The sequence below is a fragment of the Alkalimonas collagenimarina genome, from assembly GCF_030717845.1.
GTDB lineage: Bacteria > Pseudomonadota > Gammaproteobacteria > Enterobacterales > Alteromonadaceae > Alkalimonas > Alkalimonas collagenimarina.
Window position 1 is genome coordinate 128,449 of the sequence record NZ_JAUZVZ010000003.1, and the last position, 26,732, is coordinate 155,180.

The following is a 26,732-nucleotide window of genomic DNA, read 5'->3' on the forward strand; positions in this document are numbered from 1 at the left end:
ACTCAAGGGTTTGGTCTTGGATGCCAACTTAGGGTTTTCAACGATTTACCACAGAAACATGGCCAAGCGGGACAAAATCACCACTCAATGCGCTGAAAACCTGCTGAATGCGTCATCATTATTGTTCTAAATAAAGCAAACTCTATCACAACCCCAAGCAAACAGGAAAGCCGATCAGCCTTACTGGTATAAGACAGATAGCTAGATGTCTAATAGGCATCAAGTATCGGAAAAGCACAAGCTATAGCACTAAAGTACCGTTGTTGTTCCAGTCGTACTTGCTAGCATATAACGAAGCACAGAGGCTGACAGAATCAGGAGTAGAGTATGAACGTTGTCATAACAGGAGCTACTGGCGGCATTGGCTATGCGATTGCCAATCACTTTGCTGCCCAGTCGCACCGGGTAGTGTTGGCCGATCTCGATGAATCGATCATAGAACAGAAAGTAGCAGAGCTGCGCCAGCAAGGTTATCAGGCCGAAGGCTGCGTACTGAATGTCACCGACGCAGATGCCATAGCGCGTTGCTCTGCACAGTACCCGGCAGATATTCTGATCAACAACGCAGGCATTCAGCATGTCGCCCGGCTGGAAGACTTCCCCACCGATAAGTGGCGTCTATTGCTGGAGGTGATGCTGACCGGTCCAGCCATGCTGACCAAAGCCATGTTACCGGGCATGCAGCAGCGCAACTTTGGTCGCATTATCAATATTGGCTCCATTCACGCCCTGATTGCATCGCCCTATAAATCGGCTTATGTCGCCGCCAAACATGGTTTGCTCGGTTTTAGCAAGGTGGTGGCGCTGGAGAATGGCAGCAACAATATAACCATCAATACCATTTGCCCGGCCTATGTCAAAACCCCGCTGGTCGAGCAACAAATTAAGGCGCAGGCAAAAGAACACAACATCAGCGAGCAAGAAGTGATTGATACCATTATGCTGGCACCCATGCCGCAAAAAGCCTTTATTGATGTGGATGAAATCGCCGCCACCGCAGCCTTTTTATGCAGTGATGGTGCACGGCATATGACCGCACAAACCCTGGTACTCGACGGCGGCTGGACGGCACGGTAAACTCAAAAACAGGCGTAGTACTAGCTGCGCCGCTATCTTCTACCCGGAGCCTGCATGAAAGATCCCGCTGAACTGATTGCTGAACAAGGTCACATTGGCCTTGGCACCATTGCTGCAATTTCGGTGTTGTATTTGGTGATCCTGTTCAGCGTGGGCTATTTTGGCCGCAGGATAACGGGCAAGCACCCATTGGCTCCTTGGGTGTTTAGCTTTGCTTTATCCATTTATTGCACGTCCTGGGCTTTTTATGGCGTGACTGCACAGGCCGCAGTCAATGGCTGGTGGATCCCCCCGACCTACATTGGTTCCTTTATTTTATTCTGGCTCGGCTTCCAATTGATGGCACGAATTGCCATTGCTTGCCGTCGTTATCGCATTACTTCTATTGCTGACTTTATCGCCACCCGTTTCGGCCATTCCAGAATACTGGCGGTCAGTATTACGCTGATCCTGTTTATGGCGATTATTCCCTACATCGCTCTGCAGCTTCATGCCGTTTCAACCAGCATCAATGTCATGGTGTCTTCCGAGCAAGCCGCCAACTGGTATCAGGATACCGGGCTTTTTGTCAGCTTGTGGATGGCGGTATTTGCGCTGCTTTTTGTCAGTAAAAGCGCTAAGGCGCATCAACCCAACCCGGGTTTAATGACCGCCATCGCCTTTGAATCACTGGTGAAGCTGCTCGCCCTGCTCGCTATTGGTGCTTTTGTCTGCTGGGGTATTTACGATGGCATGCAATCTATTTTCAGCGCAGCACAAAACCATCAAGCGGTGCAACAGCTGCAACGCAATGCCTTACCTACTCATACCTACTGGGTGCATGTGTTGCTCGGTTTTACCGCCACACTCTGCTTACCGCGCATGTTTCATGTGTCCTTTGTTGAAAATCAACGACTCGGTCACTTACGCAGTGCACGCTGGATCTTTCCACTGTATTTACTGCTAATGAGTATCTTCACTTTACCGGTCGCTTTGGCCGGTGTGATGCTGCTGGGTAATGATGTCAATATTGATTTGGTGGTGCTGCAACTGCCGATGGCGGCAAATCGGACCGACATCGCCTTACTGGCCTATTTAGGGGGGTTCTCAGCAGCCACCAGTATGGTGGTGGTCGCCACCGTGGTGCTTGGTATCATGATCACCAACGAACTACTGACGCCGCTATTATTTCGCGCCCGACAAACCGCCTACAGCCCGCCAAGTTTATTAAAAATTGCTAACTTACGGCGTGCCGCCATGCTGGTAGTACTATGCCTCGGTTTTGTCTATTACCGCTGGATAGGCACCGAGACCGGTTTAGCCCAACTTGGCCTGATGGCATTTACCTTAGTCGCTCAATTGGCGCCAGCCTTAATCCTTGGGTTGCTGTCGCGCCGGGTCAATCAACAGGGTGCGCTGGCAGGTCTGCTCAGCGGTGCTTTGGTTTGGGCCTATATTCTGTTATTGCCGGAGTTAAGTCGGGCTGGCTGGCTCGGTACACAGTGGCTGAACAGTGGACCAATGGGTATTGAATGGCTGGCACCACATCAGCTATTCGGTCTCGGCGTCGACGCCATCACACTAGGTGTGTTGCTGAGTTTAACCATCAACCTGCTGATGGTGCTGTTGGTCAGCCATTTTAGCCAAACCCGGGTCGGTGAGTGGTTGGAAAGTGGCCGCTTCTTGCAAAAATCAGGGACGGCAAGCAACAGCAATCGCCAACCCAACTTGTCGGTGCAAGATTGCTATTTATTACTACGACGCTTTGCCGGGGAGTCAGAAGCCAACCGGGTGTTGCAACGAACCATAAAAAGCAACCTACAAGAACAGCATACCCCTGCCCCACTTAATTTGATCCAATCGTCAGAGCGGGCATTGTCCGCAGTGATTGGTGGAGCCTCCATGCGTCTGGTGATGGATGCTGCCAGCCGCCACAGCCAGTTACCGCTGGAATCCGTGGCTCGCTTTGTCGATGAAGCCAGTCAGGTGTTTCAATTCAATCAGGCCTTACTGCAAGCGACCATCGATAACATCAGTCAGGGTATTAGTGTGGTGGATGCCGACTTGCGCTTAATTGCCTGGAACCAGCGCTACCTCGATATGTTTGAATACCCCGCAGGTTTGGTTGAAGTCGGCAGGCCGGTGGCCGATTTAATCCGGCTGAATGCCGAGCGGGGCTTAATCTTCAGTCGTGATCTGGATGCAGAGGTCGACAAGCGTCTGGGGTTTTTACGCCAAGGCAGCAGTTATAAATTTCAGCGCCCGCAAAAGGACGGTCGCGTGTTTGAAATGCAGGGCAACCCCTTACCTGGTGGCGGTTTTGTTACCACCTTTACTGACATCACCTCCTTTGTTGAAACACAACAAGCATTGGAACAAAGCAATTTTACGCTGGAACAACGCGTGACGGATCGTACGCAGAAACTAGAAACATTAAACCATCAGTTGCAGCAAGCCCAACAAAAAATTGAAGCCAGCACCCAAGCAAAAACTCGCTTCTTTGCCGCCGCTGGTCATGATTTAATGCAGCCATTCAATGCAGCCGCTCTGTTTGCCAGCCTGATCAAAGAAAAAGCCGATAGCATTGAACTGAATCAACTTAGCGAGCACTTGATCAGCTCACTGGATTCGGCAGAAGAGTTATTGACCTCGATCTTAGAACTCACCAAACTGGATGCGGGTGTAGTCAAAGCCAGCCATCAAAGCATTGCGCTCACCGAGGTATTGGATGATATTGCCCGCGATGCCGCTGTGCTGGCGGCCGAAAAAAATCTGCAATTTCATTACCTGCCCAGCAAACTAGCCATCGTCAGCGACCGGAAACTGCTGAAGAGGGCCTTGCAAAATCTACTGGCCAACGCCATTCGCTACACCGATCATGGCCGCATTGTGCTGGCGGTAAAACGTCGGGGCAGTCAGCTACAAATTTGCGTGCTCGATACCGGCATCGGCATTGCCAAAGCCGACCAACAGCGTATTTTTGAAGAGTTCCAACAAGGGGACAACCAGCACCAAAAAGGTTTGGGCCTTGGCCTGGCGATTGCTAATCGCATCACCAGCATGCTGCAACACCCACTACAGCTGCACTCCACCCCAGAGCAAGGCAGCTGCTTTAGCGTGCTGGTACCGCGCAGCCATCTACCGGTAACCGCAATACGCAGTACGCCAGAGCAAGGCATCCGCGCCAACTTCAGCAACAAGCAAATATTATTGTTGGATAACGATACCCAATTGCTACAAGCCGTCGCCGAGCTGCTACGAAGCTGGGATTGTGAGGTCCACGCCATCAGCAAGCCAGAGCAGGCACTACAAGCCATACGTCAGGGGTTAAAACCCGATTTGTTGTTGTTTGATTTCCATTTGGATCAAGGGGCAACCGGCGTGATGGTGGCCGAGCAACTGGCCAATCATTTTTCACTGCAACTGCCGGTGGTCATTCACTCCGCCGATCACAGCGAACAAGTGCGTGAAGCCGCTCTCAATGCCGGTTTCCATTTCTTGCTCAAACCATTAAAACCAGTCACCTTAAAGCGGCTGTTTCAGCGCTTATTGCGCTGAGGTTTAGCGTTCAGGCGATAAATACTCATTGTCATAAAAAGTACGTAGCCAGTGCGGCCGGTACAAGGCCATTAGAGTGACCGCCATGCCATTTAATAATGCTTCAGGGAAACTGATCAACAGCGCCAGCAGTAAGTAGTTGTCTTGAATAATGTGCCAGGGATAGCGGCCGTCTAAAAACAACCAAGCCGATGTCAGCCCCATATGCAACAGCATGGTCAGGGCTGCGGCAAAAAATGCCGCTACGAAAATATAGACAAATAAGTGTCTGGGCAAATAGTAATAACTAAACCAGAACATCAAACCACTAAACATGGCCGGAAGTACAAAGGTGGTCAGGGCAAACCAGCCACCATCTGCCAGAGACACCTGCCCCAGCACTAGCAGTACCAGAAAAGGCAGCAAGCAAATCCAGCTGGCAATGCGCCAACCATGACAGAGCACCAACACGGTAACCGCTAAAAAGTGCACCGCTAAGCCATCATAAATACTAGCCTGCATCAGCCACAGCAACAGTAGTACTGCTGCTGAGCCAAACACCAAATGCTGATACTCCGGCTCAGATTTTAGCTTCGGCCAGAATTCGCGCGGAAAACTTAGCCAAAGCCCCATGATGAACCCCGCCCAGCCCAACAGACTCAACATTTTAGCCCCTCGCTGCAAAAAACCGTACTACTGGTATGGTAGCATTGTTAGCCAGAAAACACCGATGGTTAACTGCACACCCACCACCTGTTTTACTTGCTTGTGCCCCAGCTTATCTGGCGATGGCCATGGTGAGAGTTCTTGAGCGTCTGGCTTGCATTGTCTACAATGGCGCACTTACTATTTTTTAGGTCATGAAAATGAGCGATACTGATTCAAAACCGACGTTACCTGATCGCCTTGCTGGCAACCCTCGCAGCCCACACTATGTCGAAGCATGTTTCGAGCACGAAATTGGCATTCGACTGAATGGCAAAGAGCGGACCAATGTTGAAGAATACTGCATCAGTGAAGGCTGGGTAAAAGTGCCATCACCAAAAGCATTGGATCGTCGTGGTCAACCGATGTTAATTACGCTGAAAGGCACGGTTGAAGCCTACTACAAGTAGCTCGAACATAAAAAAAGGCAGCCCTAGGGCTGCCGTATCAAAGCGCCTCAACCACGCTCTAAAACTGATTCATGGTATTGTCTTTGCCAGATGCTTTTAGTGCCGCATCGCCAGAAAAATACTCTTTGTGATCATCACCCATATCGGAGCCAGCCATATTCTGGTGGCGGACGCAGGCAATGCTTTGGCGGATTTCTTTGCGTTGCACCCCTTCGACATAACCCAGCATGCCCGCTTCGCCAAAGTACTCTTTTGCCAGATTATCCGTAGATAACGCTGCCGTATGGTAGGTTGGCAAGGTGATCAGGTGGTGGAAGATACCCGCTTCACGTGCTGCATCGGCCTGGAACGTCTGGATACGACGGTCGGCTTCCTGACCCAATTCGCTACTATCGTAATCGGCACTCATCAACTGCGCCCGATCATAGCTGGATACATCTTTGCCCTCTTGTTGCCATGCATCAAACACCTGCTGGCGGAAGTTCAGCGTCCAATTAAAGGATGGGCTGTTGTTGTAGACTAACTTGGCATTGGGCACTACTTCTCGGATACGATTGACCATGGCTGCGATCTGGCCGACATGCGGTTTCTCGGTTTCGATCCACAATAAATCAGCACCATGCTGCAAGGACGTAATGCAATCCAGCACCACTCTATCCTCACCAGAGCCCTTACGGAACTGGAACAAACCACTGGCTAAACGCTTTGGCTTTAACAACTTGCCATTGGCTTTCACCACCACATCGCCATTGGCGATATCGTCAGCATTGGTCACATAATCGCCATCCAGGAAGCTGTTGTACAAATCACCTAAATCACCGGGTTCATTGGTGACAGCGATTTGCTTGGTCAAGCCAGCACCCAGAGAGTCGGTACGCGCCACAATAACACCATCGTTGATGCCCAACTCTAAAAAGGCATAGCGCACCGCACGGATTTTAGCGAGGAAATCAGCATGCGGAACCGTTACTTTGCCATCCTGGTGGCCACATTGTTTTTCGTCCGATACTTGGTTTTCGATCTGGATGCAGCAGGCACCTGCTTCAATCATTTTTTTCGCCAGCAAATAGGTGGCTTCCTCATTACCAAAGCCAGCATCAATATCGGCAATAATCGGTACGATATGGGTTTGATGGTTATCTATTTGTTGCTGCAGTTCAGACGCTTTCGCTGCATCACCGGCTGCTTTAGCCGTATCCAGCTGGCGGAATAATCCTCCAAGCTCACGGGCATCAGCCTGACGTAAAAAGGTATACAGTTCTTCAATAAGGGCCGGTACCGAGGTTTTTTCGTGCATGGATTGATCTGGCAGCGGGCCAAATTCAGAGCGCAGGGCCGCAATCATCCAGCCTGACAGATACAGGTATTTCTTATCGGTACTGCCAAAGTGTTTTTTAATGGCTATCATTTTTTGCTGGCCGATAAAACCATGCCAGCAACCAAGCGACTGCGTGTATTGGCTGCTATCGGCATCGTAATCGGCCATGTCTTTGCGCATAATTGCAGCCGTATAGCGAGCAATATCCAAGCCGGTTTGAAAGCGATTTTGCAGCTGCATACGAGCAGCGTATTCTGGGTTAATGGCATTCCAGCTGCTGTCTTTAGAGCTGATCAGTGTAGACAATTGGTCCAGAGCTTGTTGGTAAGACATCATCATTTCCTTCAGGGCTGTTCTTGGGTGTGACTTAAATCTAGCCTCCTTTCGCACATAAATATAATTAATAAATATCATTTCAATCATTCACTGAAACTATGATGAAAAATGACAACCAATGCTTAAATCCTGCTTAGCAGCAATAATGTAATCTGTTGTTTTTAATAGACTTTAAAATAAAACAACCAAAAAGGTAAAATGGGTGCATCATTATTCGCGGCAATAGCAGAGCCATTTGATGTGCGGCAATGGCTGATCTAAGCAAAAACAGCCTTTATTTATAGATTTGATGAATGCAGGTGATAATTGGTATCAATTAAACAAATAATCAGGGTTTGTTGAATGGATGCAGCGTACTCAGCTTATGCCAGCTCGTCCGGCAACTTCAGTTTTTCGAATAAAATACCGGCTTGTGTACGGTTATTGACATGCAGCTTGCGCAAAATAGCTGAAACATGCTGTTTAATGGTGGTTTCCTGCACATTCATTTCATAGGCAATTTGCTTATTCAGCAAACCATCGGCAATCATTTTCAACACTCGAAATTGCTGCGGTGTCAATTGCTCTAGCCGGTGGGCAAAGTCTTGATCGATCAGCGTTCGGGCATCGGCGATATCTTGGCTCAAGGCCGCAGGTACCCAGCTATCGCCTTGCTGCACGGCCGCTATGGCTTCCGACAATACATCCAATGGTGCCGATTTAGGCACATAGGCTGCAGCACCCAGTTGCAAAGCTTGTTTGATCACCGAGGGCTCTTCCACTGCGGAGACCATCAACACAATCACATCAGGGTATTCGGTACGTAATGCTGTTAAGCCAGCGAAGCCATCGGCTCCCGGCATTTTTAAATCGAGGAAGATCAAACTGGTATCGGGGTGTTGTCGCAACAAAGCCCAGACTTTCGCCATATTTTCAGCTTGCAATAACAGGGCGTTATCACCAAGTATGGTTTGTGAGGCTTGAGATAAGGCCACCCGAAACAACGGGTGATCATCCGCAATAATGGCAATCATAGTAGCTCGTTACAAATGAAGCGTTGTCCTATGATAGCCGGAACTGCCAGGGAAGGTACAGTTCCGGCTGCGTACTTTAACCGCTTGAACAACTTAGAAGCGGTAACCTACCGTCAGGCTTACGGTGCGAGGTGCATCGTAGTAGCCAATCAGCGTGTTATCACCACCCAAGCCGGGTATAAAACTGCCATCATCCGCGACGGATATAAAGGCATAGTTGCCCACCAAATACTGCTTATCGGTCAGGTTTTTACCATGCAAGCCTACCGTCCAGTGGCCATCAGCACTTACCCAGTTGACCGACAAGTTCAACAGACCATAGCTGTCCTGCTCCAGCAGATTATTCAGCTCAGTCAGGGCGTATTTGCTGCGGTAATAGTAATTACCATTAAAAATCAGGTCACCACCCGATGCCAGCTGCATATCGTAGCTAAAGCCAATGTTGGCCGATACTTTCGGGGTATTGGTCACCACAAAGTTATCCGTGATATCAACCTGACCACCGGTGACAGGATCGAAACTGAACACATTTTTAAAATTCGCGTCGATGTACCCTAAGCTACCATATACTTGCAAGTTACGCGCAGCCAACCAGGTAAACTCAAACTCAGCTCCCGTCGCATCGGATTGCCCGACATTGCCAAGACGCTGGTTCAAGACTGACGAGTCGTTAGGATCAGGGATTACCGAGATATATTGCCGATCTTTGTGATCCAGCATAAACAAAGTAGCATTCAAGCGGAACGTATCGCTCAGATCACTTTTCATACCGATTTCATACGACAACACATCTTCCGGATTCGCTGCAGGCTCAGCCGTTTCAGCCCGAGGGTTGAAGGTACCTGATTTAAAGCCTTGGCTAAAGCTGGCAAAAAACATGGTGTCTTGACTGTGCTGATACTCTACACCCAACTTCGGCGTCCACTTACTCCAACTGGCACTATCATCGAGCACGACGGGAGTTTGCAAGCCATCAGGGCGAACATAGCCCGGTATCCAGCCAGATTCAGGATATACGGTATCAAAAATCAGACCGTTTCGTACCAGTGCGTCTTTTTTGTCATTGGTAAAACGCAGACCTGCGGTCACAGACCATTGGCTGTTGAGCTGATAGGTGCCCTGAGCATAGGCAGCGGTGCTATCACTATCGCTGCACCCTGCAACCTCACGGGTTAACCCCGGAGTACCAAAAGCGGTTTGCCCTAATACTTCAAGAATGGCGTCGAACACACCACAGGATTCGGCGGTGTAATAATACAAGCCACTCACCAAATTCAGTCGGTCAGTACGATAGTTCAGTTGCAGCTCTTGGGTAAACCAATCATCTTCATAAATGGCTGGTACATCAAAAATACGCAATGGTGTGTTATCAAAATCAATGTTGACCGGCGAATAGCTCTCACGCTTCGCTGTGATCGACTTTAAGCTCATGTTGTCATTGATGGTCCAGTCCATCAGCAAGCTAAAACCTTCCGTCTCGACCCGAGTCCAGGTCGGCAAACTGGTGTATGAGTCATACACACTATCAGGTACTGCAGCATCAGTTAACAAGCTTGGCAGTAGGCGGTAACCACCTTTGGAATTAGATTTATCATCGGTTTTATCGTAGCTCAGGCGCATAAAGAAGTTGTCTACCGGACGAAACTCCAGCGTAGCCCGAAAAGCCTGCACATCTTTGTTGTAGTTTTCTTTGTCTTGATTGGCTAAATCAGAAACCAAGAATTCGCCATAGCCATCACGTTGCAAGTTGGCGTAACCAAGCCCTAGATACAATTTATCCTGTACCAATGGGATTTGCCCGGCCATTTTGACGTCACGTTGATTATAGCTACCGACCGTACCACTAACAGAGAACTCTGTGTCTCCTGTCATTTGCTTGGTGACATATTTAACAGCACCACCAATGGTGTTTTTACCATATAGCGTACCTTGTGGGCCCCGCAATACTTCGACACGCTCAATATTGAGAATATCAAGTACCGCACCTTGCGGCCGGGCAACGTAAACATCATCAATATAAATACCGACGCCAGGCTCATAACCCCAGAGCGGATCTTCTTGCCCCACGCCACGAATAAAGGCGGTTAGGGTTGAGTTGGTTCCCCGGCTCTGTTGTAAGGTGGTATTGGGCGAGAATTGCTGAACTTCAACAATAGTGGAAATACCACGCTGTAATAAATCATCTTCGCCAATGGACGTCACGGCTACCGGGACTCGTTGTAAGTTTTCCACGGTACGGCGAGCGGTGACTTCGATGCGTTCAAGCTTTAACTCGGCAGCAGTCTCTTCTTCAGCGTGAACCGAACTGACCGCTAAACCACTGCTGACCGCCAAGGCCAGCAGACTGACTGAAAACCGTTGTACTGTTGCGACTTTATTTTTTCTTTTCTCGTTATTTGCCATGATGGCTCTCCTGCTGATACGTTGCGGGTACCTCACTACTGTAGGCTGAAATGAAGATTTTTTAACCTGTACCTTAGTACTATGGCTTGCCGCGACTTGTTGTATCACACTTGATGAAAATACAACGAGGAATATTTCATGCTGGGTTTATTCGGCTTGCTTCTGGGTTTGTTGCTGCTCATTATTCTGACCATGCGTGGCTTTAACCTGTTTATCACTGCACCACTGTGCGCATTATTGGTTGCCGCAACCAATGGCATTCCTTTCTGGCATGTAGCGGATAAAATTGATTTTGTGCATGGCTATATGAATGGTTTTTCCGGCTTTGTTGCTGCCTGGTTTTTAATGTTCTTACTCGGCTCGTTGTTCGGCAAACTGATGGAGCATACCGGAGCCGCCGATGCCGTCGCGCTCGCTATTGTCAAACGGATTGGTCAAACCCGAGCGGTACTAGCGGTGGTGATGGCTTGCGCCGTGTTGACCTACGGTGGTGTCAGTGTCTTTGTAGTGGCCTTTTCTGCCTACCCAATGGCAGTCAGTCTGTTTAAAGGCGCCAACTTGCCACGCCGCTTTATTCCGGCAGCACTGGCACTGGGCTCAGTGACCTTTACCATGACATCGGCAGGCTCACCTGAGATCCAGAACTGGATCCCTATTCCTTATCTGGGCACCACGCCCTATGCCGGCTGGGAAGTCAGCTTGGTGGTGGCCGTGATTATGGCCATTACCGGCTACATGAGCCTGATGTGGATGATCCGTAAGGCGGTTAATAAAGGGGAGCACTTTCAGCAACGCAGCAGCGATCCCGTCGTAGATGACCGAGCGCTACCCCATGCCATTTTTGGTATTTTACCACTGGTTGTGGTGCTAACCTTATCCTTTTTCTTGCACGAGCAGCTGCAGCAGGCGGCTCTGATTGTCGCGTTGGCAGGCGGTGTCGTCAGCCTGTATCTGATGAATATTAAGTTTTTAAAAAACCCGGCTGCCGCCACCAATGAGGGCGTACTGGGGGCCTTGCTTGCTATAGGCAACACCGCTGCAGTGGTTGGCTTTGGCAGTGTGGCCAGGCTAACCCCGGCCTTCGCTGGCGTGGTTGATTACATGACTCATTTACCCGGCCCCGAATTACTGGGTGCTGCCGTTGCGGTCAGCGCTATTGCCGGGCTGACTGGCTCAGCCTCAGGCGGGCAAGCCATTGCCCTACCGGAAATAGCACCAACCTATTTGGATCGCGGGGTTGATCCTGAACAACTGCATCGGGTGGTCGCCATCTCATCAGGTGCCTTGGATTCTTTGCCGCACAACGGTTATGTCGTCACCACCATTCGTGCAATTTGCGGCGAAACCCATCAAAATGCCTATGGGCCCGTTGCCGTGGTCAGTGTATTAGTGCCATTGGCAGGTGTTTTTGTTGCCATTGCCTTGTTCCAGTTCTTTTAAGGAGTTCTACCATGAAATATCCATTGATTGTGCTTGGTTTTCTGCTGTTTTGGAGTGCAACGAGCCAAGCCATGCTGGTCGAAAAGCAGCGCTTTGAAATTGCTGAATTCACCACGGAAAATGGCAAGATTATTGCTCCGGTTCAGGTTGGCTGGGAAGCGTACGGTGAGTTAAACAGCGACAAAGACAATGTCATTTTAATCACCCACTTTTTTTCCGGTACTTCACATGCTGCAGGCAAGTACCATGAGGATGACCCGGCACCCGGTTACTGGGATGCTATTATTGGCCCCGGCAAGGCCATCGATACCGATCGCTATTATGTCATCAGTGTCGATACATTGGTTAACGCCAATGTCTATGACCCTAATGTCATCACAACCGGGCCAGCCACTATCAACCCGGCCAGTGGCCAGCCCTATGGCTTAAGTTTTCCGGTGGTGACCATTGGTGATTTTGTCGAAGTGCAAAAAGCCTTACTGGATAGCCTGGGTATTGAAAAACTTCATGCCGTGATTGGGGCTTCTATGGGGTCTTTTCAGGCCATTGAATGGGCCACGCGCTATCCGGATAAAGTGGAGCGATTGGTACCCGTGATTGGATCTGCTTATATCGATGCCTGGGCTGCAGTCCGATTAGAACGCTGGGCCTACCCCATCAAGCAGGATCCAGCCTGGAATCAGGGCGACTACTATGAAACAGGCCAGCCTCAGCACGGTTTGATCACCGCCTTGTCATACATCATTCAAGATGCAGTGCATCCAACCGGTTTTAACCTTCGCTACCCAGCACCATCAACCGAAAAAGCGCTGCATCAGGATATCACCGCTAGTTTATCGGCATGGCAGCAACTGCGTGAGCATGCCGCAGTTAGGGCCGGATTTCAGGATGCTAATCATATTTTGTATCTGGTTCGGGCGTCACAGTTATTCCGTGCCGGGATGGGAGATGATTGGAAAAAATCGCTCGAGAATATCACAGCAAAAACCTTGTTTATGCCGGCAACGGGTGACCAGCTGCTGCTACCTGCCATGAGCCAATACAGCCGTAATGTGATGCAACAAGCGGGAAAAGCGGCCGAATATGTTGAGATCCCTGGCATCTGGGGTCATCTGGATGGCGTAGTCGGCATGGCGGCAGTGGCCGAAGAGCTGACGGACTTCCTCAATCAATAACCTTTGCTTTGCCCACTTTGGCGCCCTAAGGGGCGCTTTTTTCATAGGCGCAACCTGCAAAACGTTTAGCTCGTATCTCTTTCCACTTTTACATCTATTGCGTTCATGAATCGATCATCGTATCTTTTGACACACTAATCTGTATACAAGTCAGTCATACAATACTAAGGATACCAGCATGGCCTTTGATTACGGTAGCGAATCTCTCGGCATTCGTAACCCCTTCAAGATGGAAGGACTCATCCGCGCCGCACGAGGCCTGATCGTCACAAGTATGGGGGTTTACCCCTTACTGCAAGTGGCTGAAATCATCCAACAAGATAAAGCACTGGCCTGGATTTATGCCATTATAGGCTTTGTGCTTCTTTCTGGCGGGTTACGCTCGTTAGGTGGTGGTGTGTTTCAAATGCTGCGTTTTTTTGTAGGTCGAAGTGTCCCTACATCGCTGGCTTTGAATCTCAGTAAATCAGAGCGCGAAACGGCGAAGCTTGAGAAACCTGCTTATCGCAGCATTGATCTGGAAGAAATGCTGATGGGCCGCAAAAATAAAACCTTTATTGAACCCGATGGGTTTATTTCCCGCTTTGTGCATACCTTGGTACCAAAGCTGATCTTTCTTCCTTATCCGCTGCGAAATCTGGCACAGCGTTATGCAGGAGCAGTGATTGCAACTGCCGTGGCATTATTGGCCTTTGCACTGACCTGGTTTGTCAGCGCAACCGGATTGATTGGCGATATTGGCGCCATCTTATTGCCGTTTTTTTCTTTTTTTCTGGTGCTGTATCTGATCATCAGTTGGCGTAAAGCAAGTACCGTGTTTCGGGCCGCTGAGCAAACCATTGAAACACACGGCAACATTGCACTTGCCAAAATAATGGCTTTCGCGATTTTAGCACCCGTTATACTCGGGTTTGGCTTGAACTGGCTGTTGCAACAACCCGACATACAAGAGCTGTATACCGAGCTGCAACAAACCGCACTGGAGCCCTTTGCTGTGCTACCTCCGTTATTGCTGATTCTATTGTTGCTTGGGCTCACCGCGCCTTTGGTGATTTTTTTGCTTAAAGAGCGCACCCAACAGGTTAAAGCGATGACACGGGTGTCTGAGTTTCGCGATAACTGGCAAGAAAATATTCATCCCCGGGAGCTGTTCGTCAACATCGATAGCATTGTAATGGCTAACCGACGTTATAAAGAAATCCCAAACCGGATTTACCGTGAGCTCGAACCAAAACTAAACGAGCAATCGTCCAGCAAAGGGGATTTTAGTGGCGAAGTGATGATCGAAACACAACCTGAGTTTGCTCCATTGCCACAAGCACCTCTGTTTAAAACCTTACGGTTGATTGCCACTTTGTTTGGTCAGCTATTACTACTCGTCGGCCCTGTTATCTTATTTTTTATGCTCTATGAGTCCAAAGCTGTTCTGGCTCTGTGGCAGCAGTATCAAGCACTTACATCACCAAGCGACAACCAACACTTGCAGTATCTGATTGCATTGTTTAATGAAAGTCAGTTCCTGCTCAGCTTGCTATTTTTCTGGCTCATTGCCTCAAGCTTTGGCCGCTTGCTGGAAAATTATGCTCACACGTTCTGGGCCGAATTGAATTTTCGTTCTTTATTGATTTATCTAAAGTGTGAAGGTACCTATACCGAGAGCAAACTAACTACAGGGAAAGGGATTTATGACTCAACTGCATCGGAAAACTACGTTATGCGCTCGTCGCTGACACCTTGGATCATCAGCTCACGAATTACCACCAGTACCTTTGCAGACAGTGGCGCTAAAAATGTCGAGCATCCCCGCCACATTATGGAAATGGAGGATAATCAGCCAGAAATGCAAGCCATCCTGGATGATATTCAAAGCTTCTTATCTGATAGAGAAACCATCGCTCGTATCAAGAATAGTTCTGATCTAAACAGTGCAGAACAAATATACAATATCAATCAGCAATCCCGGGCTATTCCGGTGCAACAGGATCAAGCAACGTTGGCTAGTCCGGAACAGGATGCGGCCGCCAGCACAAGCTTGCCAAAACAAGATAGCAAAGAATAACGCCCTTTAAGCAGCAGCTGCCTGAGACTCCAAGCAAATCAGGCAGTTTCTGCCATACTTAACCAGTGTATGTTGGTTGGGTACCATGATGAAATTATGCCTGCCAGGTCTTTTTTTATTGCTGGTGAGTTCGCTGCTTAACGCGAATACCGTACTGCTTGCCAGCAGTGACTACAGCCCCCATAGTGGGGAGCACCTGCCAGAGGAAGGTGCTTTAACGGCCATCGTTCGGCGGGCTTTTGCTTTGCAAGGTATGGAAGTCGACATTCACTACATGCCATTTGCCAGAGCCATGCAAGCTACACGGCAGGGCCATTATGCTGGTATTATTGGCGTTAAACATACCCCTGAACGCGAAGAGCAATTTTACTTCCCTACTCCAATTTACCACACCTCTATTGTATTATTTAAACGCCGCTCCGAGCAGTACAACTTTACCAGTTACCTTGATCTGGCACATCAGGGGCTTCGTTATGGTTCCGTGTTGGGTTATTCACATCCGGTTGGCTTTCTGGAGACCAATATTCGCCATTATCAAGTGTCTAATGAAGAGCAGCTGTTTCAATTGCTGGCGGCAGATCGGGTTGATTTAATCGCGGGTGATAAACTCAATGGCATCTATTTGTTAGAACATGAGTTCTCTGAATACTTGACGCAGATCGATTGGATTGAGCCTCCGATCGAGCAGCAACCACTGTACTTGCTGTTTTCCAGACAGCATCCAGAGGCACTTTCTTTAAAAGCAGCCTTTAATGCAGGTATCGAACATATGCAGCAGCATGGTGAAATTGATCAGCTCACACAAAGGTTATTGCCACCGCCTCGACTCCCTTTTGAATGAAGTGAGCCCGCAAGACTAGCAACCCTATAGCTAGCTAATGCGTGGATACACCACCATGTGATCCAAGTCGAGCCGGATCCCAATCATCTCGCCTACCGCATGATTGTGGTGACTGAGCGCCAAACAATAGACCTCATCACCACTTCTTAGCTGCAAGGTATACAAAATGTGCGACCCCCGAAACGATTTATCCAACACCTTGGCTGTAACGCCACTGTCATCGTCATGCACAATATCGTCGGGCCGGATCAGCACATCGACCTGTTCGCCTTGTTGCAAATTAGCCAGATAACTTTGGGCAAAAATACCAAACGAGGTTTTCACCTGCTGCCCGTCCAGCATTTCACCGGGTAAGAGCACCCCCCGGCCAATAAAGTCAGCGACAAATCGGTTGATAGGCTTGTGGTACAACTCATAGGGGGTAGCCCACTGTTGCATGCGACCATGCTCCATCACTCCAATCAAGTCTGCCATGGTAAAGGCTTCAAACTGATCATGGGTCACCATCACGGCTGTCATTTCTTCGTGTTTTAAAATCTGCCGTATATCACGCGCTAATGACTCCCGCAGTTCAGCATCTAAGCTAGAGAAGGGCTCATCCAATAGCAAAATTTCTGGCTTCGGAGCAATGGCTCTGGCCAGCGCGATCCGCTGTTGCTGTCCACCCGATAATTGATGGATGTAGCGACGGCCCAGATCAGGCAAACCAACCAGATGCAGCAATTCCCGGGTGCGTTTCGTGGCTTCGGTCCGACTGAGTTGCTGCAAACCAAAACCAATATTTTCTGCCACCGTTAAATGCGGAAACAAAGCAAAGTCTTGAAACACCATCCCCAAATGGCGCTGCTCCGGAGGGCAATGGTAGTGCTGACTACTGACCACACCTTGCGCCAGACTGATTTCTCCCCCCGCTAAGGGTTCAAAGCCAGCAATAGCGCGTAGTATGGTGGTTTTTCCACAGCCAGAAGGGCCAACCAGGCAACCAATCTGCCCTTTCGATAATGATAAACTGATGTCTTTGACCACCGTATGGGGGCCATAGGCAACTGCCAGTTGTTCCAATACAAGCATGGTTTCTTCCGCTTAGTGACGGTCCATAGAGCGCGCCAAAATAATCACCGGTAATAAGCCCACAAGAACAATCGCCAATGCCGATAAAGACGCATCGGCCAATCGCTCATCCGAGGCCAACTCGTAGGTTCGTACCGCCAACGTATTAAAATTAAAAGGGCGCAAAATCAGAGTTGCTGGCAATTCTTTTAACACATCGACAAATACCAGCAACAGTGCGGTTAATACACTACCACGCAGTAACGGCACATGCACCCGCCACAACACTTGCCGGGGTGAACAGCCCAACGAACGAGCCGCTTGATCCATATTGGGCCGGATGCGATGCAAACCAGCTTCAACACTGTGCAGCGATACCGCCAGAAAGCGAACGCTATAGGCCAGCAAGAGCGCAAATAAAGTGCCAGAAAACAACAAGCCGGTTCGGACTCCAAACCATTGCTCGGCCAGTAAATCAATGCGCTGGTCGACAAACGCCAACGGCAACATCACCCCAATGGCAATCACAGTACCGGGGATGGCGTAGCCCATAGCTGCCAGTCGGACTGGGATCAACACCAGCCAATCGCGTTTTAAGCGTCGGGCATAAGCAAACACCAATGCCAGGGTCACTGAAATAAGGGCTGCCATGGCGGCCAGTGAAAAACTATTCCACACCAGTTGCATAAAACGCTCATCCAGCGTTACTTGCCAGGTGGCGAGTGCCCAGAGACTAAGTTGAACCGCCGGAACAACAAAGCCAAACAATAACGGCAAGCAACACAGCACGAACACCAACCATTTACGACCAGCAGTCAGTGTACGTCGCGGCTGCTGAGTATCTTTTTGCCCTTGATGATAATAACGAATTTTACGTCTGGACCACTGTTCGAGTACCAGTAAAAACAACACAAAACTGGTCAATAACGCCGCCAGCTGTGCTGCAGCCAGACTATTATTCAAACCAAACCAGGTGCGGAAAATACCGGTGGTGAAGGTATCGACGCCAAAGTATTGCACGGTACCGTAATCAGCAAAGGCCTCCATCATCGCCAGAGCGGTTCCGGTTAAAATAGCAGGGCGAGCTAAGGGTAACGCGACGCGCCAAAAGTGCTGACGTGGCGTCAGGCCAAGCGTGCGGCTGGCTTCTTGCAATGAGCTGGCTTGTTCGCGAAATGCCGTTCGTGCCAACATATAAACATAAGGATACAGCACCAGTGCCAGCATGATGATGGCACCGCCTAAGGATCGGATTTCAGGAAACCAATAATCTCCATAGCGCCAGTCGAACCAGATTCGTAATTGGCTTTGCACTGGCCCGGCAAAATCCAACAAGCCAGTGTAGGTATAAGCAATGATGTAGGCTGGGATAGCTAATGGTAATAGCAGCATCCACTCCAGATATTTACGCCCGGGAAAATGATATTGTGAGACCAACCAGGCACAGCCTGTGCCAATAAACAATGCGCCCAACCCGACACCAAACGCCAACAGCAACGAATTGCTGATATAGCTCCAGAGTACGGTCTGACGCAAATGCGCCCAGACATCCCATTGCGGATCGAGCACGCTGAGTAAAATCATCAGTACCGGAACTGCTAACAGCATAGCAGGCACCAGGACTAACCAGCGCCAAGGGTCCAAGCGGAAGCGCCGACTCCGTTCAGTCACTGCAGCACTCCAGCATCATTGACATCTTTATCAACGCCAGCGAGCCCGATCCATCAAGCGCAACGCATCAGCGTTCAACTCACCTAAACGCTCTAAGGGCAAGGTATCAGCTTTAAAACTGCCAAATTGCTGCAAAGTTTCACTGTAAGCAACGTCAGTACGAACCGGATATTCATGGTTGGCTTCGGCGTACCATTGCTGGGCTTCTGCTTGCAACATAAACTCAAGCAATTGCCGACCCGCCTGTGGATTTGGAGCATGCGCAGACAAACCGGCTCCAGAGATATTGATATGAGCACCGGCGCTATCCTGGTCAGGCCAGAGTACCTTGATCTGGCTTGCTGCCGCCTGATCACGGGGGTCATTCATCATGCCTGCCAAATAGTAAGTGTTGGCGATAGCAATATCACAAACACCGGCGGCCAATGCACGGATCTGATCGCGATCGCCACCACGCGGTGGTCGGGCAAAATTGGCAACGACTCCACGCACCCATTGTTCCGTGGCCTCAGTTCCATCATGAGCCAAACGGCTAGCGACTAGTGATTGGTTGTAAATATGACTCGAGCTGCGCACACAAATACGGCCTCGCCACTCGGCAGCGGTTAAATCTTGCAAGCTTGCTAACTTGGTTGGGTCCACCCGATCCACTGCATATAAGATAGGACGGGCACGAACGGTTAAACCAAACCAGTAGCCTGCCTCATCACGAAGATGGGTCGGGATCTGAGCGTTGAGAAAATCTGATTGCAGAGGTTGCAATAACTGTTGCTGCTTTGCCCGGTATAAGCGGCCCACGTCGGTGGTGATTAATAAATCAGCGGGGCTGTTGCGCCCTTCACTCGCTATCCGAGTGATCAATTCGTCCGCATTGCCGGTGATCAAATTCACCCGGATGCCGGTTTGCTCACTGAATCGATCCAGTACCGGCTTGATCAACTCCTCCTGACGGGCAGAGTAGACGTTTACTTCAGTCGCCCACGATTCAGCGCTTTGAACCCATGCCACGATGATCAAGCTACACCATAGAACTACCATTGAACGTATGCTCATCTTCCCACTCCAGCGACAGCACGCACCATCAGCACGGCTAGTGTACCTATACGAATAAGGCGGCCAGTATAACCCTAATGAGAATTGTTCTCAATAGTATTTATGCTATTGTCTCCCTTAAATATTCCATATCCCTTGCCAAGGTAACGCTCACCGAAGACTGAACGGATCAGCCCATCGATAGCTACATTATCAACAGGCATTCTATCTCTTGTTCTTGAGGAGTTACCGCTGATTTGGTAGCGTGGCTATATAAATTAAGCCATAATACAATTCGTTATGTATATCACTCACGCTTTAAGGAGCCACACATGATGCTGATAGCGGTGCTGTCATGCTTTATTCTTGCCTGTTTTGCTCCCTGGCTGCACCGCCTTGGTGGCCGCCAAAGTGGTTGGCTATTGTCTGTGCTACCCGCTGCGCTCTTTGTTTATTTTGCCAGCTTATTACCTGAAGTCAGTCAAGGCGGTCAGCTGCAGTTTGCTTACCCTTGGTTCCCCGGTTTGCAAATCCAACTCAGTTTTCTGGTGGATGGGCTGTCGCTGCTATTTGCCTTACTCATCACGGGGATCGGCTTCTTTATTTTGGTGTATGGCGGACGTTATTTAGAAGGGCATCAATCACTCGGCCGTTTTTATATTTTCTTGCTTGGTTTTATGGGGTCGATGTTGGGTCTGGTGCTATCAGATAACCTCATCAGTCTATTTGTTTTCTGGGAGCTCACCACCGTCACCTCCTTTATGCTGATTGGCTTTAACCATGAGCAAGAAGATGCCAGAAAAAAAGCGCACCAAGGTCTCATGGTGACCGTGATGGGTGGGCTGGCTCTGATGACCGGCTTTATCATGCTGGGTTTAGCGGCTGGTAGTTTTGAGTTAAGTACCATTCTAGCCAGTGGTACCTTGACGGAACACTCGCTGTATTTGCCGATGCTGCTATTGATTTTGCTAGGCACCTTTACCAAGTCGGCGCAAACCCCGTTCCATTTTTGGTTGCCCAACGCTATGGCTGCCCCCACGCCAGTATCTGCTTATTTGCACTCTGCAACCATGGTAAAAGCTGGTGTCTATTTGATGGCACGTCTGCACCCAAGTTTGGGTGGCAGTGAAGCCTGGTTGCTGATCCTTAGTCTATTTGGCGCCGTCACCATGGTGACCGGTATTTTCCTAGCCAGTCGTGCCACTGGTGTCAAACGTGTGTTGGCCTATTCGACCGTGATGGCACTGGGTACATTAACCATGCTACTGGGGTTGGGTACCGAAAAGGCAGCCTTGGCTGCAGTGACCTTTTTATTAGCTCACGCCTTGTACAAAGGTGCGCTCTTTATGATTGCCGGGATTTTGGACCACTCGGCTGGCGTAAAGGATTTCCGCGATGCCAGTGGTTTGCGTGCCAGCATGCCCATCACTACTGTCGTTGCCATACTGGCTTCGTTATCATTAGCGGGTATCATCCCGCTGTTTGGTTTTGTCGGTAAAGAGTTGCTGCTAGAGGCGGTGCTTACTGCGTCTATCTGGCAAATCGGCCTGACCATTGCCACCTTGGTGGCGAATATTATGGTGGTCTTAGTTGCTGCCATCATGGCCTTGAAACCTTGGTTTGGGCCACAAATTGAAACACCGAAAAAGCCTCATGATCCCAATGTTGCTCTATTAGTAGGACCAGCACTATTGGCGGTACTTGGTTTGGTCTTTGGCCTGGCACCAGCTCTGGCAGGTAATGGCATCTTAACAGCCGCTGCCTCAGCCGTGTATGGCCAGCCGGTCACAATTGGCTTATCACTCTGGCATGGCATCAATCTTCCTTTGATGCTGACCATCAGCAGTTTAATTTTCGGTCTGATCATGTATCGTTTTTGGGCTGGCTGGCGCCATATCACCCGCTTTATGCAGACGGCAGAGAAATTTGGCCCAGAAGTTATTTATGAGCGGCTCATGCTGGGCATGACCACCTTTGCCAGCTGGCAAACCAAAACCCTGCAGAATGGCTATCTACGTAATTACCTGATCACCACACTTGGCACCGTCATTATCATTGTTGGTTGGGCCTTGTTGCGGGTTAATCAGCTAGAGCTTGATATCAACTTTAGCGATATTAAAGTGCATGAATTTGCCATTGTCGCTTTACTGATTTTATCAGCTATCATTGCCGTCATGGTTCGCTCTTTTCTGGCAGCAGTTGCCATGCTCGGCGCGCTGGGCTTTGGTGTTGCTTTGCTGTACGTCTTCTTCAGTGCGGTCGATGTGGGCATTACTCAGGTACTGGTCGAGACGATTACTGTCTTGCTCTTGGTTCTCGTGCTGTATCGCTTACCCGAGTTCCGTAGCTTGTCTTCCTCGGCTAATCGCATCCGTGATGCGATTATTGCCGGCATAACCGGCTTGTTGATGACGGTCTTGATCCTCGCCATTACCAGCGCCCGTCAGCTGGAAGGTATTTCAGATTACTTCCTGCAAAACAGTGGCCCGCTCGGTCATGGCCGCAATGTAGTGAATGTGATTCTGGTTGATTTCCGGGCGCTGGATACCTTGGGTGAAATCTTTGTATTAGCACTGGTGGCTATCGGCGTTTACGCCATGATCCACTTGCGGACAGGTGCATTACCCGTGACCAACTCCGATCGTCGAGCGGCTTTTACCTTTCGTCGCTCACAAAAAGAAAAAATGAAAGCCGATGAACAAGCGCAGAAAGAAGGAGAAGCATCATGAAACCAAGACGCTTTAATATGCGCTCCTTAATTCTCAATACCGGTAGTACACTTCTACTACCTCTATTGGTGTTGTTTTCGTTGTTTTTGTTGCTGCGGGGACATGATGAACCCGGTGGAGGCTTCATCGGTGGCTTGGTGGCTGCTGCAGCGGTTGCCTTGAAGTTGTTTGCCGAAGACTACAAAGCAGCCAGAGACATGCTACGAGTCCATCCGTTGCAACTGGTTGGTGTTGGTTTGGTGTTAGCTGCACTGGCATCACTGCCAGCCCTACTGGTCGGTCAATCGTTTTTTACGGCCCAATGGTGGTTGGTCGATCTGCCTATCTTTGGTGAGCTAAAACTCAGTACACCTTTATTGTTTGATATTGGGGTCTTTCTTGGCGTGATCGGAACTGTATTGACTGTCGTCTTTACATTAGCGGAGGCTGAACATTCATGACCACCTTAATGGCTATTCTTATTGGCACCTTTTACGCCGCGGCGATTTACATGATGTTACGTCGTTCAGTGGTGAAACTGGTGATTGGTTTGATCTTATTATCGAATGCTGCCAACTTGCTGATTTTTACCGTCGCGGGTCTTGAACGTGGCATTCCGCCTTTAATTCCAAAGGGGCAAGATGTCATAGCAGGGGCCGCAGCCGACCCTCTGGCTCAGGCGGTCATTTTGACGTCCATCGTCATTGGTTTTGGCGTACTGGCTTTTGCGGTAGTGCTTATTCACCGCGCCTGTGAAGTCGTGCAAACGGACGACATGAACGAAATGAAGGGAACCGATTAATGGATCTGGAAGTTTTGGTTGCGCTACCCATTATAATTCCACTGTTGCTTGGTGCTATTTCTCTCACCGTACTTAGCAATCATAATGCTCAACGCTGGATTGGTGCCGTCGGTACTGCCTTGTTGCTCATCAGCTCTATTGCCTTGCTATTTCAAACGAAAGATCATGGTATTCAGGTGCTTGAAGTCGGCTCCTGGCCTGCCCCCTTTGGCATTGTCCTGGTATCCGATATGCTTGGCGCCATTATGGTGGTGTTGGCCTGTATCACCGGCTTTGCGACCGCACTCTATAGTTTAAAAACGGTACGAAAGCGCTTTGAACGCTTTGGCTACTACCCACTGCTGCACTTACTTCTGGCTGGTGTAAATGGGGCCTTTTTAACCGGTGATATCTTTAACCTTTATGTCTGGTTTGAGGTATTGCTGGTCGCATCGTTTGCATTGCTTATCTTAGGTGGTGAGCGTGCTCAGATGGAAGGTGCCATCAAGTACGTCACCTTGAACTTGCTGTCTTCGGCGCTGTTTCTTACGGCGATTGGTCTGACCTATGGCTTGGTTGGGACACTCAATATGGCCGATATCGCGGTTAAACTTGGCAGTGTTGATGATCAGAAAATGGTCACTGTGATTGGCAGTTTGTTCTTAATCGCTTTTGCCATTAAAGCAGCCGCCTTCCCATTATTTTTCTGGCTACCGGCGTCCTATCATACACCTCAAGTGGCAGTGTCAGCTATCTTCGCTGGCTTGCTCACTAAAGTTGGCGTTTATGCATTGTACCGGGTGTTCACGCTTATTTTTACCGCAGATACTGGCTTTACCCATGAAATTTTATTGTGGATAGCCATCCTAACCATGCTGACTGGCGTGCTCGGTGCGGCAGCTCAATTTGAAATCCGCCGGATCCTAAGCTTTCATATTATCAGCCAGATTGGCTATATGATTTTAGGGTTAGCTTTATTCACCCCGCTGGCCATCATTGGGGGCGTGTTTTATATCATGCACCACATTATTGTGAAGGCGAATCTGTTCTTAGTTGCAGGCTTAATTTATCGTTTACGTGGTAGTTTTGAGCTGAAAAAGCTCGGTGGGCTGTATAAAGATCACCCGGGGTTGGCCATACTCTTTTTAATCCCTGCTCTATCACTGGCTGGGGTTCCGCCTCTATCCGGTTTTTTCGCTAAATTTATTCTGATTAAAGCTGGTGTTGAAGCCTCGGCCTGGTGGGCAGTAGGTGTTGCTTTGCTGGTCGGCCTATTAACGCTGTTCTCTATGATCAAAATATGGAATGAAGCGTTTTGGAAAGGCACACCAGAACCTGCGCCTGCCATACCAGCACCAACTCGTAACGCTTTGTTATACTGGACCATAGGGATATTGGCTGCCATGACGGTGGCGATTGGTATCTTTGCTCAGCCTATCTACGTCATGGCAGAAATGGCAGCCCATCAGTTACTTAACCCAAGTATTTACATTGAAGCGGTGCTAGGAGGTCAAACACCATGAATGTGTTGCTATCCAATCTGGTTTTAGCACTGATTTGGGCCGCGCTGACCGATACCATGAATGCTGGTGGTATCGTCATAGGCTTCTTTATTGCCTATCTGGTATTAATTCTGGTGTTCCGTCAGCACCCTGATGTTCGACAGTATCGCTTACGGGTTCCCCGGATGTTTAGCTTTGTGGTGTTCTTCACCAAAGAGCTGGTCATGGCAAACTTAAAAGTCGCCTACGATGTACTGACCCCGATTCACCTGATGAAGCCCGGTGTCATCGCGATGCCATTGCGTGCAGAAAGTGACATGGAAATCAGTATGCTGGCCAATGCCATCTCCTTAACGCCGGGTTCGCTCAGCCTTGATGTCTCCTCTGATCGAAAAGTCCTGTATGTCCACGTGATGTATCTGGATAATGAGGAAGAGGTGATGAATGAATTGAAACGTCTCGAAACCAAAATTCTGCGAGTAATGCGATGAGTCCTATTCTTGATTACACCTTATGGGTTTGCTTTGCGGTCTTGAGTGTGGCCTTATTCTTTGCGCTTTGGCGTTTGTTTAAGGGGCCGACCTTACCCGACCGAGTGGTGGCACTGGAGTTGATTGCCTCCATGACGGTCGGCATTATCGGCCTTTATGCTATTCGTACCGGGCGGGATGCATTTATTGATGTGGCCATGGTCCTCGCCATAACCGCGTTCTTATCGGCCATCGGTTTTGCGCGTTATCTGGAAAAAGGGAGTCACCGCGATGATCACTGATATTCTGGCCGCCCTTTTTGTGCTTGCTGGCAGCTTCTTTATGCTGGTTGCTTCCCTTGGTGTCTTTCGTATGCCCGACTTACTGACACGGATGCATGCGACCACCAAATCTGGTGTACTGGGCGCAGGCCTCATTATGTGTGGTGTGATGCTGTTCTTTATAGATAGCAGCGTGACCTTAAAAGCTCTGGCGGTGATGGCCTTTACCACCCTGACCTCACCTATTGCTGCTCACGCCATTGGACGGGCTGGTTATTTTATTGGTGTTCCGTTATGGCATAAGACCATCAAAGATGAACTGCATGGTCGTTATGATGAAGAAACTCATGTACTCCACAGCTCAGCAGCACAGAAAGAAGCTCAAGAAGAGAACAGCAGCCAGAATTAATCTGGCTGCAGACGATTTTGATAACTGGAAAAATCAGGCACAGTGCGTTGGTAATCCTGCTGCAGTAGTGTGGAATGCACAATAAAGTCTGCCGTCGCCTGATTGCAGGCGACCGGTATATTCCATACCACCGCCAGCCGAATGAGCGCCTTGACATCTGGGTCATGTGGCTGTGAGCTCAACGGGTCCCAAAAAAATACCAACCAATCGACCTTTTGCTCCGCAATCAGCGCACCAATTTGTTGATCGCCACCCAAAGGTCCGCTCGCCAAACAGTGTACTTTTCTACCCAATTGTTTGGTTAGCAAGGAACCGGTTGTACCCGTGGCATACAATTCTTTATCCGCAAAAAAGTCGGCGTGAGCCTTAACCCACTCCAAGAGCGCTTGTTTCTTTCCATCGTGAGCAACCAGGGCTATTGTCTTCAATGTAATCTCCTTTGCGCAAAATGTAACCTTAAAGTTAAACTAATGACAGTATTTCACAGAAAGTTACAGTCGGATCAGTTACGCTTTCGCTATTCTTACTAATCAAC

22 protein-coding genes are annotated in these 26,732 nt (G+C 49.2%); 14 read left to right on the top strand and 8 right to left on the bottom strand.

Annotated elements, in window-relative coordinates:
* Window positions 1-327 precede the first annotated feature (327 nt).
* On the top strand, window positions 328-1,077 hold the full coding sequence (locus Q3O60_RS02985; RefSeq protein WP_305892418.1) for a 3-hydroxybutyrate dehydrogenase: 750 nt from the start codon (window positions 328-330) through the stop codon (window positions 1,075-1,077).
* Window positions 1,078-1,131: 54 nt separating this feature from the next.
* On the top strand, window positions 1,132-4,614 hold the full coding sequence (locus Q3O60_RS02990; RefSeq protein ID WP_305892419.1) for a PAS domain-containing hybrid sensor histidine kinase/response regulator: 3,483 nt from the start codon (window positions 1,132-1,134) through the stop codon (window positions 4,612-4,614).
* A 3-nt stretch (window positions 4,615-4,617) separates the two neighbouring features.
* Here the strand turns inward: Q3O60_RS02990 and Q3O60_RS02995 are convergent, their stop codons facing one another.
* The gene (locus Q3O60_RS02995; protein WP_305892420.1) at window positions 4,618-5,259 is read right to left on the bottom strand and encodes an energy-coupling factor ABC transporter permease; all 642 of its coding nucleotides are present in this window, start codon (window positions 5,257-5,259) and stop codon (window positions 4,618-4,620) included.
* 200 nt (window positions 5,260-5,459) lie between these two features.
* On the opposite strand from Q3O60_RS02995, the gene Q3O60_RS03000 reads away from it, so the two are divergent.
* Window positions 5,460-5,708, top strand: a complete 249-nt coding sequence (locus tag Q3O60_RS03000; protein WP_305892421.1) for a DUF3297 family protein — start codon at window positions 5,460-5,462, stop codon at window positions 5,706-5,708.
* Between the two features lie 58 nt (window positions 5,709-5,766).
* On the opposite strand, the gene Q3O60_RS03005 is transcribed toward Q3O60_RS03000, so the two are convergent.
* From Q3O60_RS03005 to Q3O60_RS03015, 3 genes are all read right to left on the bottom strand, one after another.
* Window positions 5,767-7,362, bottom strand: a complete 1,596-nt coding sequence (locus Q3O60_RS03005) for an isocitrate lyase (RefSeq protein ID WP_305892422.1) — start codon at window positions 7,360-7,362, stop codon at window positions 5,767-5,769.
* A 362-nt stretch (window positions 7,363-7,724) separates the two neighbouring features.
* Window positions 7,725-8,375 (bottom strand): response regulator, encoded by a 651-nt coding sequence (locus Q3O60_RS03010; RefSeq protein WP_305892423.1) that lies wholly within the window; start codon window positions 8,373-8,375, stop codon window positions 7,725-7,727.
* 93 nt (window positions 8,376-8,468) lie between these two features.
* Entirely contained in the window at window positions 8,469-10,778 is a 2,310-nt protein-coding gene (locus Q3O60_RS03015) for a TonB-dependent receptor (protein ID WP_305892424.1), read from the bottom strand.
* Window positions 10,779-10,916: 138 nt separating this feature from the next.
* Here Q3O60_RS03015 and Q3O60_RS03020 point away from each other — a divergent pair, with 138 nt between their 5' ends.
* From Q3O60_RS03020 to Q3O60_RS03035, 4 genes are all read left to right on the top strand, one after another.
* Complete coding sequence (locus Q3O60_RS03020) at window positions 10,917-12,218, top strand: GntP family permease (protein ID WP_305892425.1); 1,302 nt, start codon at window positions 10,917-10,919, stop codon at window positions 12,216-12,218.
* An 11-nt stretch (window positions 12,219-12,229) separates the two neighbouring features.
* Window positions 12,230-13,393 (top strand): E22 family MetX-like putative esterase, encoded by a 1,164-nt coding sequence (locus tag Q3O60_RS03025; RefSeq protein ID WP_305892426.1) that lies wholly within the window; start codon window positions 12,230-12,232, stop codon window positions 13,391-13,393.
* Window positions 13,394-13,571: 178 nt separating this feature from the next.
* Entirely contained in the window at window positions 13,572-15,452 is a 1,881-nt protein-coding gene (locus Q3O60_RS03030) for a hypothetical protein (RefSeq protein ID WP_305892427.1), read from the top strand.
* An 85-nt stretch (window positions 15,453-15,537) separates the two neighbouring features.
* Window positions 15,538-16,293, top strand: a complete 756-nt coding sequence (locus tag Q3O60_RS03035) for a substrate-binding periplasmic protein (RefSeq protein ID WP_305892428.1) — start codon at window positions 15,538-15,540, stop codon at window positions 16,291-16,293.
* Between the two features lie 30 nt (window positions 16,294-16,323).
* On the opposite strand, the gene Q3O60_RS03040 is transcribed toward Q3O60_RS03035, so the two are convergent.
* The 3 genes from Q3O60_RS03040 to Q3O60_RS03050 form a co-directional block, all read right to left on the bottom strand.
* Window positions 16,324-17,364 carry an ABC transporter ATP-binding protein gene (locus Q3O60_RS03040; RefSeq protein WP_305892429.1) on the bottom strand — a complete coding sequence of 347 codons (1,041 nt, stop codon included), beginning with the start codon at window positions 17,362-17,364 and terminating at the stop codon, window positions 16,324-16,326.
* Between the two features lie 12 nt (window positions 17,365-17,376).
* Complete coding sequence (locus Q3O60_RS03045; protein ID WP_305892501.1) at window positions 17,377-18,951, bottom strand: ABC transporter permease; 1,575 nt, start codon at window positions 18,949-18,951, stop codon at window positions 17,377-17,379.
* Window positions 18,952-19,044: 93 nt separating this feature from the next.
* The gene (locus tag Q3O60_RS03050; protein ID WP_305892430.1) at window positions 19,045-20,067 is read right to left on the bottom strand and encodes an extracellular solute-binding protein; all 1,023 of its coding nucleotides are present in this window, start codon (window positions 20,065-20,067) and stop codon (window positions 19,045-19,047) included.
* A gap of 314 nt (window positions 20,068-20,381) precedes the next feature.
* On the opposite strand from Q3O60_RS03050, the gene Q3O60_RS03055 reads away from it, so the two are divergent.
* From Q3O60_RS03055 to mnhG, 7 genes are read left to right on the top strand one after another with little or no spacing between them, the layout of a single operon-like run.
* Complete coding sequence (locus Q3O60_RS03055) at window positions 20,382-22,775, top strand: putative monovalent cation/H+ antiporter subunit A (protein ID WP_305892502.1); 2,394 nt, start codon at window positions 20,382-20,384, stop codon at window positions 22,773-22,775.
* Window positions 22,772-23,215, top strand: coding sequence for a Na+/H+ antiporter subunit B (locus Q3O60_RS03060; RefSeq protein WP_305892431.1), 444 nt, complete (start codon window positions 22,772-22,774; stop codon window positions 23,213-23,215). Before Q3O60_RS03055 ends, Q3O60_RS03060 begins: the two co-directional genes overlap by 4 nt.
* Window positions 23,212-23,556: a Na+/H+ antiporter subunit C gene (locus Q3O60_RS03065; protein WP_305892432.1), complete on the top strand. Its 345-nt coding sequence runs from the start codon at window positions 23,212-23,214 to the stop codon at window positions 23,554-23,556. Before Q3O60_RS03060 ends, Q3O60_RS03065 begins: the two co-directional genes overlap by 4 nt.
* Before the next feature lie 5 nt (window positions 23,557-23,561).
* Complete coding sequence (locus tag Q3O60_RS03070) at window positions 23,562-25,058, top strand: Na+/H+ antiporter subunit D (protein ID WP_305892503.1); 1,497 nt, start codon at window positions 23,562-23,564, stop codon at window positions 25,056-25,058.
* Window positions 25,055-25,528, top strand: a complete 474-nt coding sequence (locus tag Q3O60_RS03075) for a Na+/H+ antiporter subunit E (RefSeq protein WP_305892433.1) — start codon at window positions 25,055-25,057, stop codon at window positions 25,526-25,528. Before Q3O60_RS03070 ends, Q3O60_RS03075 begins: the two co-directional genes overlap by 4 nt.
* Window positions 25,525-25,809: an MrpF/PhaF family protein gene (locus Q3O60_RS03080; RefSeq protein ID WP_305892434.1), complete on the top strand. Its 285-nt coding sequence runs from the start codon at window positions 25,525-25,527 to the stop codon at window positions 25,807-25,809. The genes Q3O60_RS03075 and Q3O60_RS03080 overlap by 4 nt, the downstream gene beginning before the upstream one ends.
* A complete protein-coding gene (gene mnhG, locus Q3O60_RS03085; RefSeq protein ID WP_369812622.1) occupies window positions 25,802-26,197 on the top strand; it encodes a monovalent cation/H(+) antiporter subunit G in 396 nt (131 codons plus the stop codon). The genes Q3O60_RS03080 and mnhG overlap by 8 nt, the downstream gene beginning before the upstream one ends.
* Here mnhG and Q3O60_RS03090 read toward each other — a convergent pair.
* The gene (locus Q3O60_RS03090) at window positions 26,194-26,625 is read right to left on the bottom strand and encodes a methylglyoxal synthase (protein ID WP_305892436.1); all 432 of its coding nucleotides are present in this window, start codon (window positions 26,623-26,625) and stop codon (window positions 26,194-26,196) included. The two genes, mnhG and Q3O60_RS03090, sit on opposite strands and share 4 nt — an antisense overlap.
* Window positions 26,626-26,732 lie beyond the last annotated feature (107 nt).

Coding starts and splice junctions, on each gene's coding strand:
- Q3O60_RS03055 (WP_305892502.1), top strand. CDS start 20,382: ATGCTGATAGCGGTGCTGTCATGCTTTATTCTTGCCTGTTTTGCTCCC.
- Q3O60_RS02985 (WP_305892418.1), top strand. CDS start 328: ATGAACGTTGTCATAACAGGAGCTACTGGCGGCATTGGCTATGCGATT.
- Q3O60_RS03005 (WP_305892422.1), bottom strand. CDS start 7,362: ATGATGTCTTACCAACAAGCTCTGGACCAATTGTCTACACTGATCAGC.
- Q3O60_RS03000 (WP_305892421.1), top strand. CDS start 5,460: ATGAGCGATACTGATTCAAAACCGACGTTACCTGATCGCCTTGCTGGC.
- Q3O60_RS02995 (WP_305892420.1), bottom strand. CDS start 5,259: ATGTTGAGTCTGTTGGGCTGGGCGGGGTTCATCATGGGGCTTTGGCTA.
- Q3O60_RS03045 (WP_305892501.1), bottom strand. CDS start 18,951: ATGCTGTTAGCAGTTCCGGTACTGATGATTTTACTCAGCGTGCTCGAT.
- Q3O60_RS03060 (WP_305892431.1), top strand. CDS start 22,772: ATGAAACCAAGACGCTTTAATATGCGCTCCTTAATTCTCAATACCGGT.
- Q3O60_RS03015 (WP_305892424.1), bottom strand. CDS start 10,778: ATGGCAAATAACGAGAAAAGAAAAAATAAAGTCGCAACAGTACAACGG.
- Q3O60_RS02990 (WP_305892419.1), top strand. CDS start 1,132: ATGAAAGATCCCGCTGAACTGATTGCTGAACAAGGTCACATTGGCCTT.
- Q3O60_RS03025 (WP_305892426.1), top strand. CDS start 12,230: ATGAAATATCCATTGATTGTGCTTGGTTTTCTGCTGTTTTGGAGTGCA.
- Q3O60_RS03010 (WP_305892423.1), bottom strand. CDS start 8,375: ATGATTGCCATTATTGCGGATGATCACCCGTTGTTTCGGGTGGCCTTA.
- Q3O60_RS03020 (WP_305892425.1), top strand. CDS start 10,917: ATGCTGGGTTTATTCGGCTTGCTTCTGGGTTTGTTGCTGCTCATTATT.
- Q3O60_RS03040 (WP_305892429.1), bottom strand. CDS start 17,364: ATGCTTGTATTGGAACAACTGGCAGTTGCCTATGGCCCCCATACGGTG.
- Q3O60_RS03075 (WP_305892433.1), top strand. CDS start 25,055: ATGAATGTGTTGCTATCCAATCTGGTTTTAGCACTGATTTGGGCCGCG.
- Q3O60_RS03050 (WP_305892430.1), bottom strand. CDS start 20,067: ATGAGCATACGTTCAATGGTAGTTCTATGGTGTAGCTTGATCATCGTG.
- Q3O60_RS03065 (WP_305892432.1), top strand. CDS start 23,212: ATGACCACCTTAATGGCTATTCTTATTGGCACCTTTTACGCCGCGGCG.
- Q3O60_RS03080 (WP_305892434.1), top strand. CDS start 25,525: ATGAGTCCTATTCTTGATTACACCTTATGGGTTTGCTTTGCGGTCTTG.
- Q3O60_RS03030 (WP_305892427.1), top strand. CDS start 13,572: ATGGCCTTTGATTACGGTAGCGAATCTCTCGGCATTCGTAACCCCTTC.
- Q3O60_RS03035 (WP_305892428.1), top strand. CDS start 15,538: ATGATGAAATTATGCCTGCCAGGTCTTTTTTTATTGCTGGTGAGTTCG.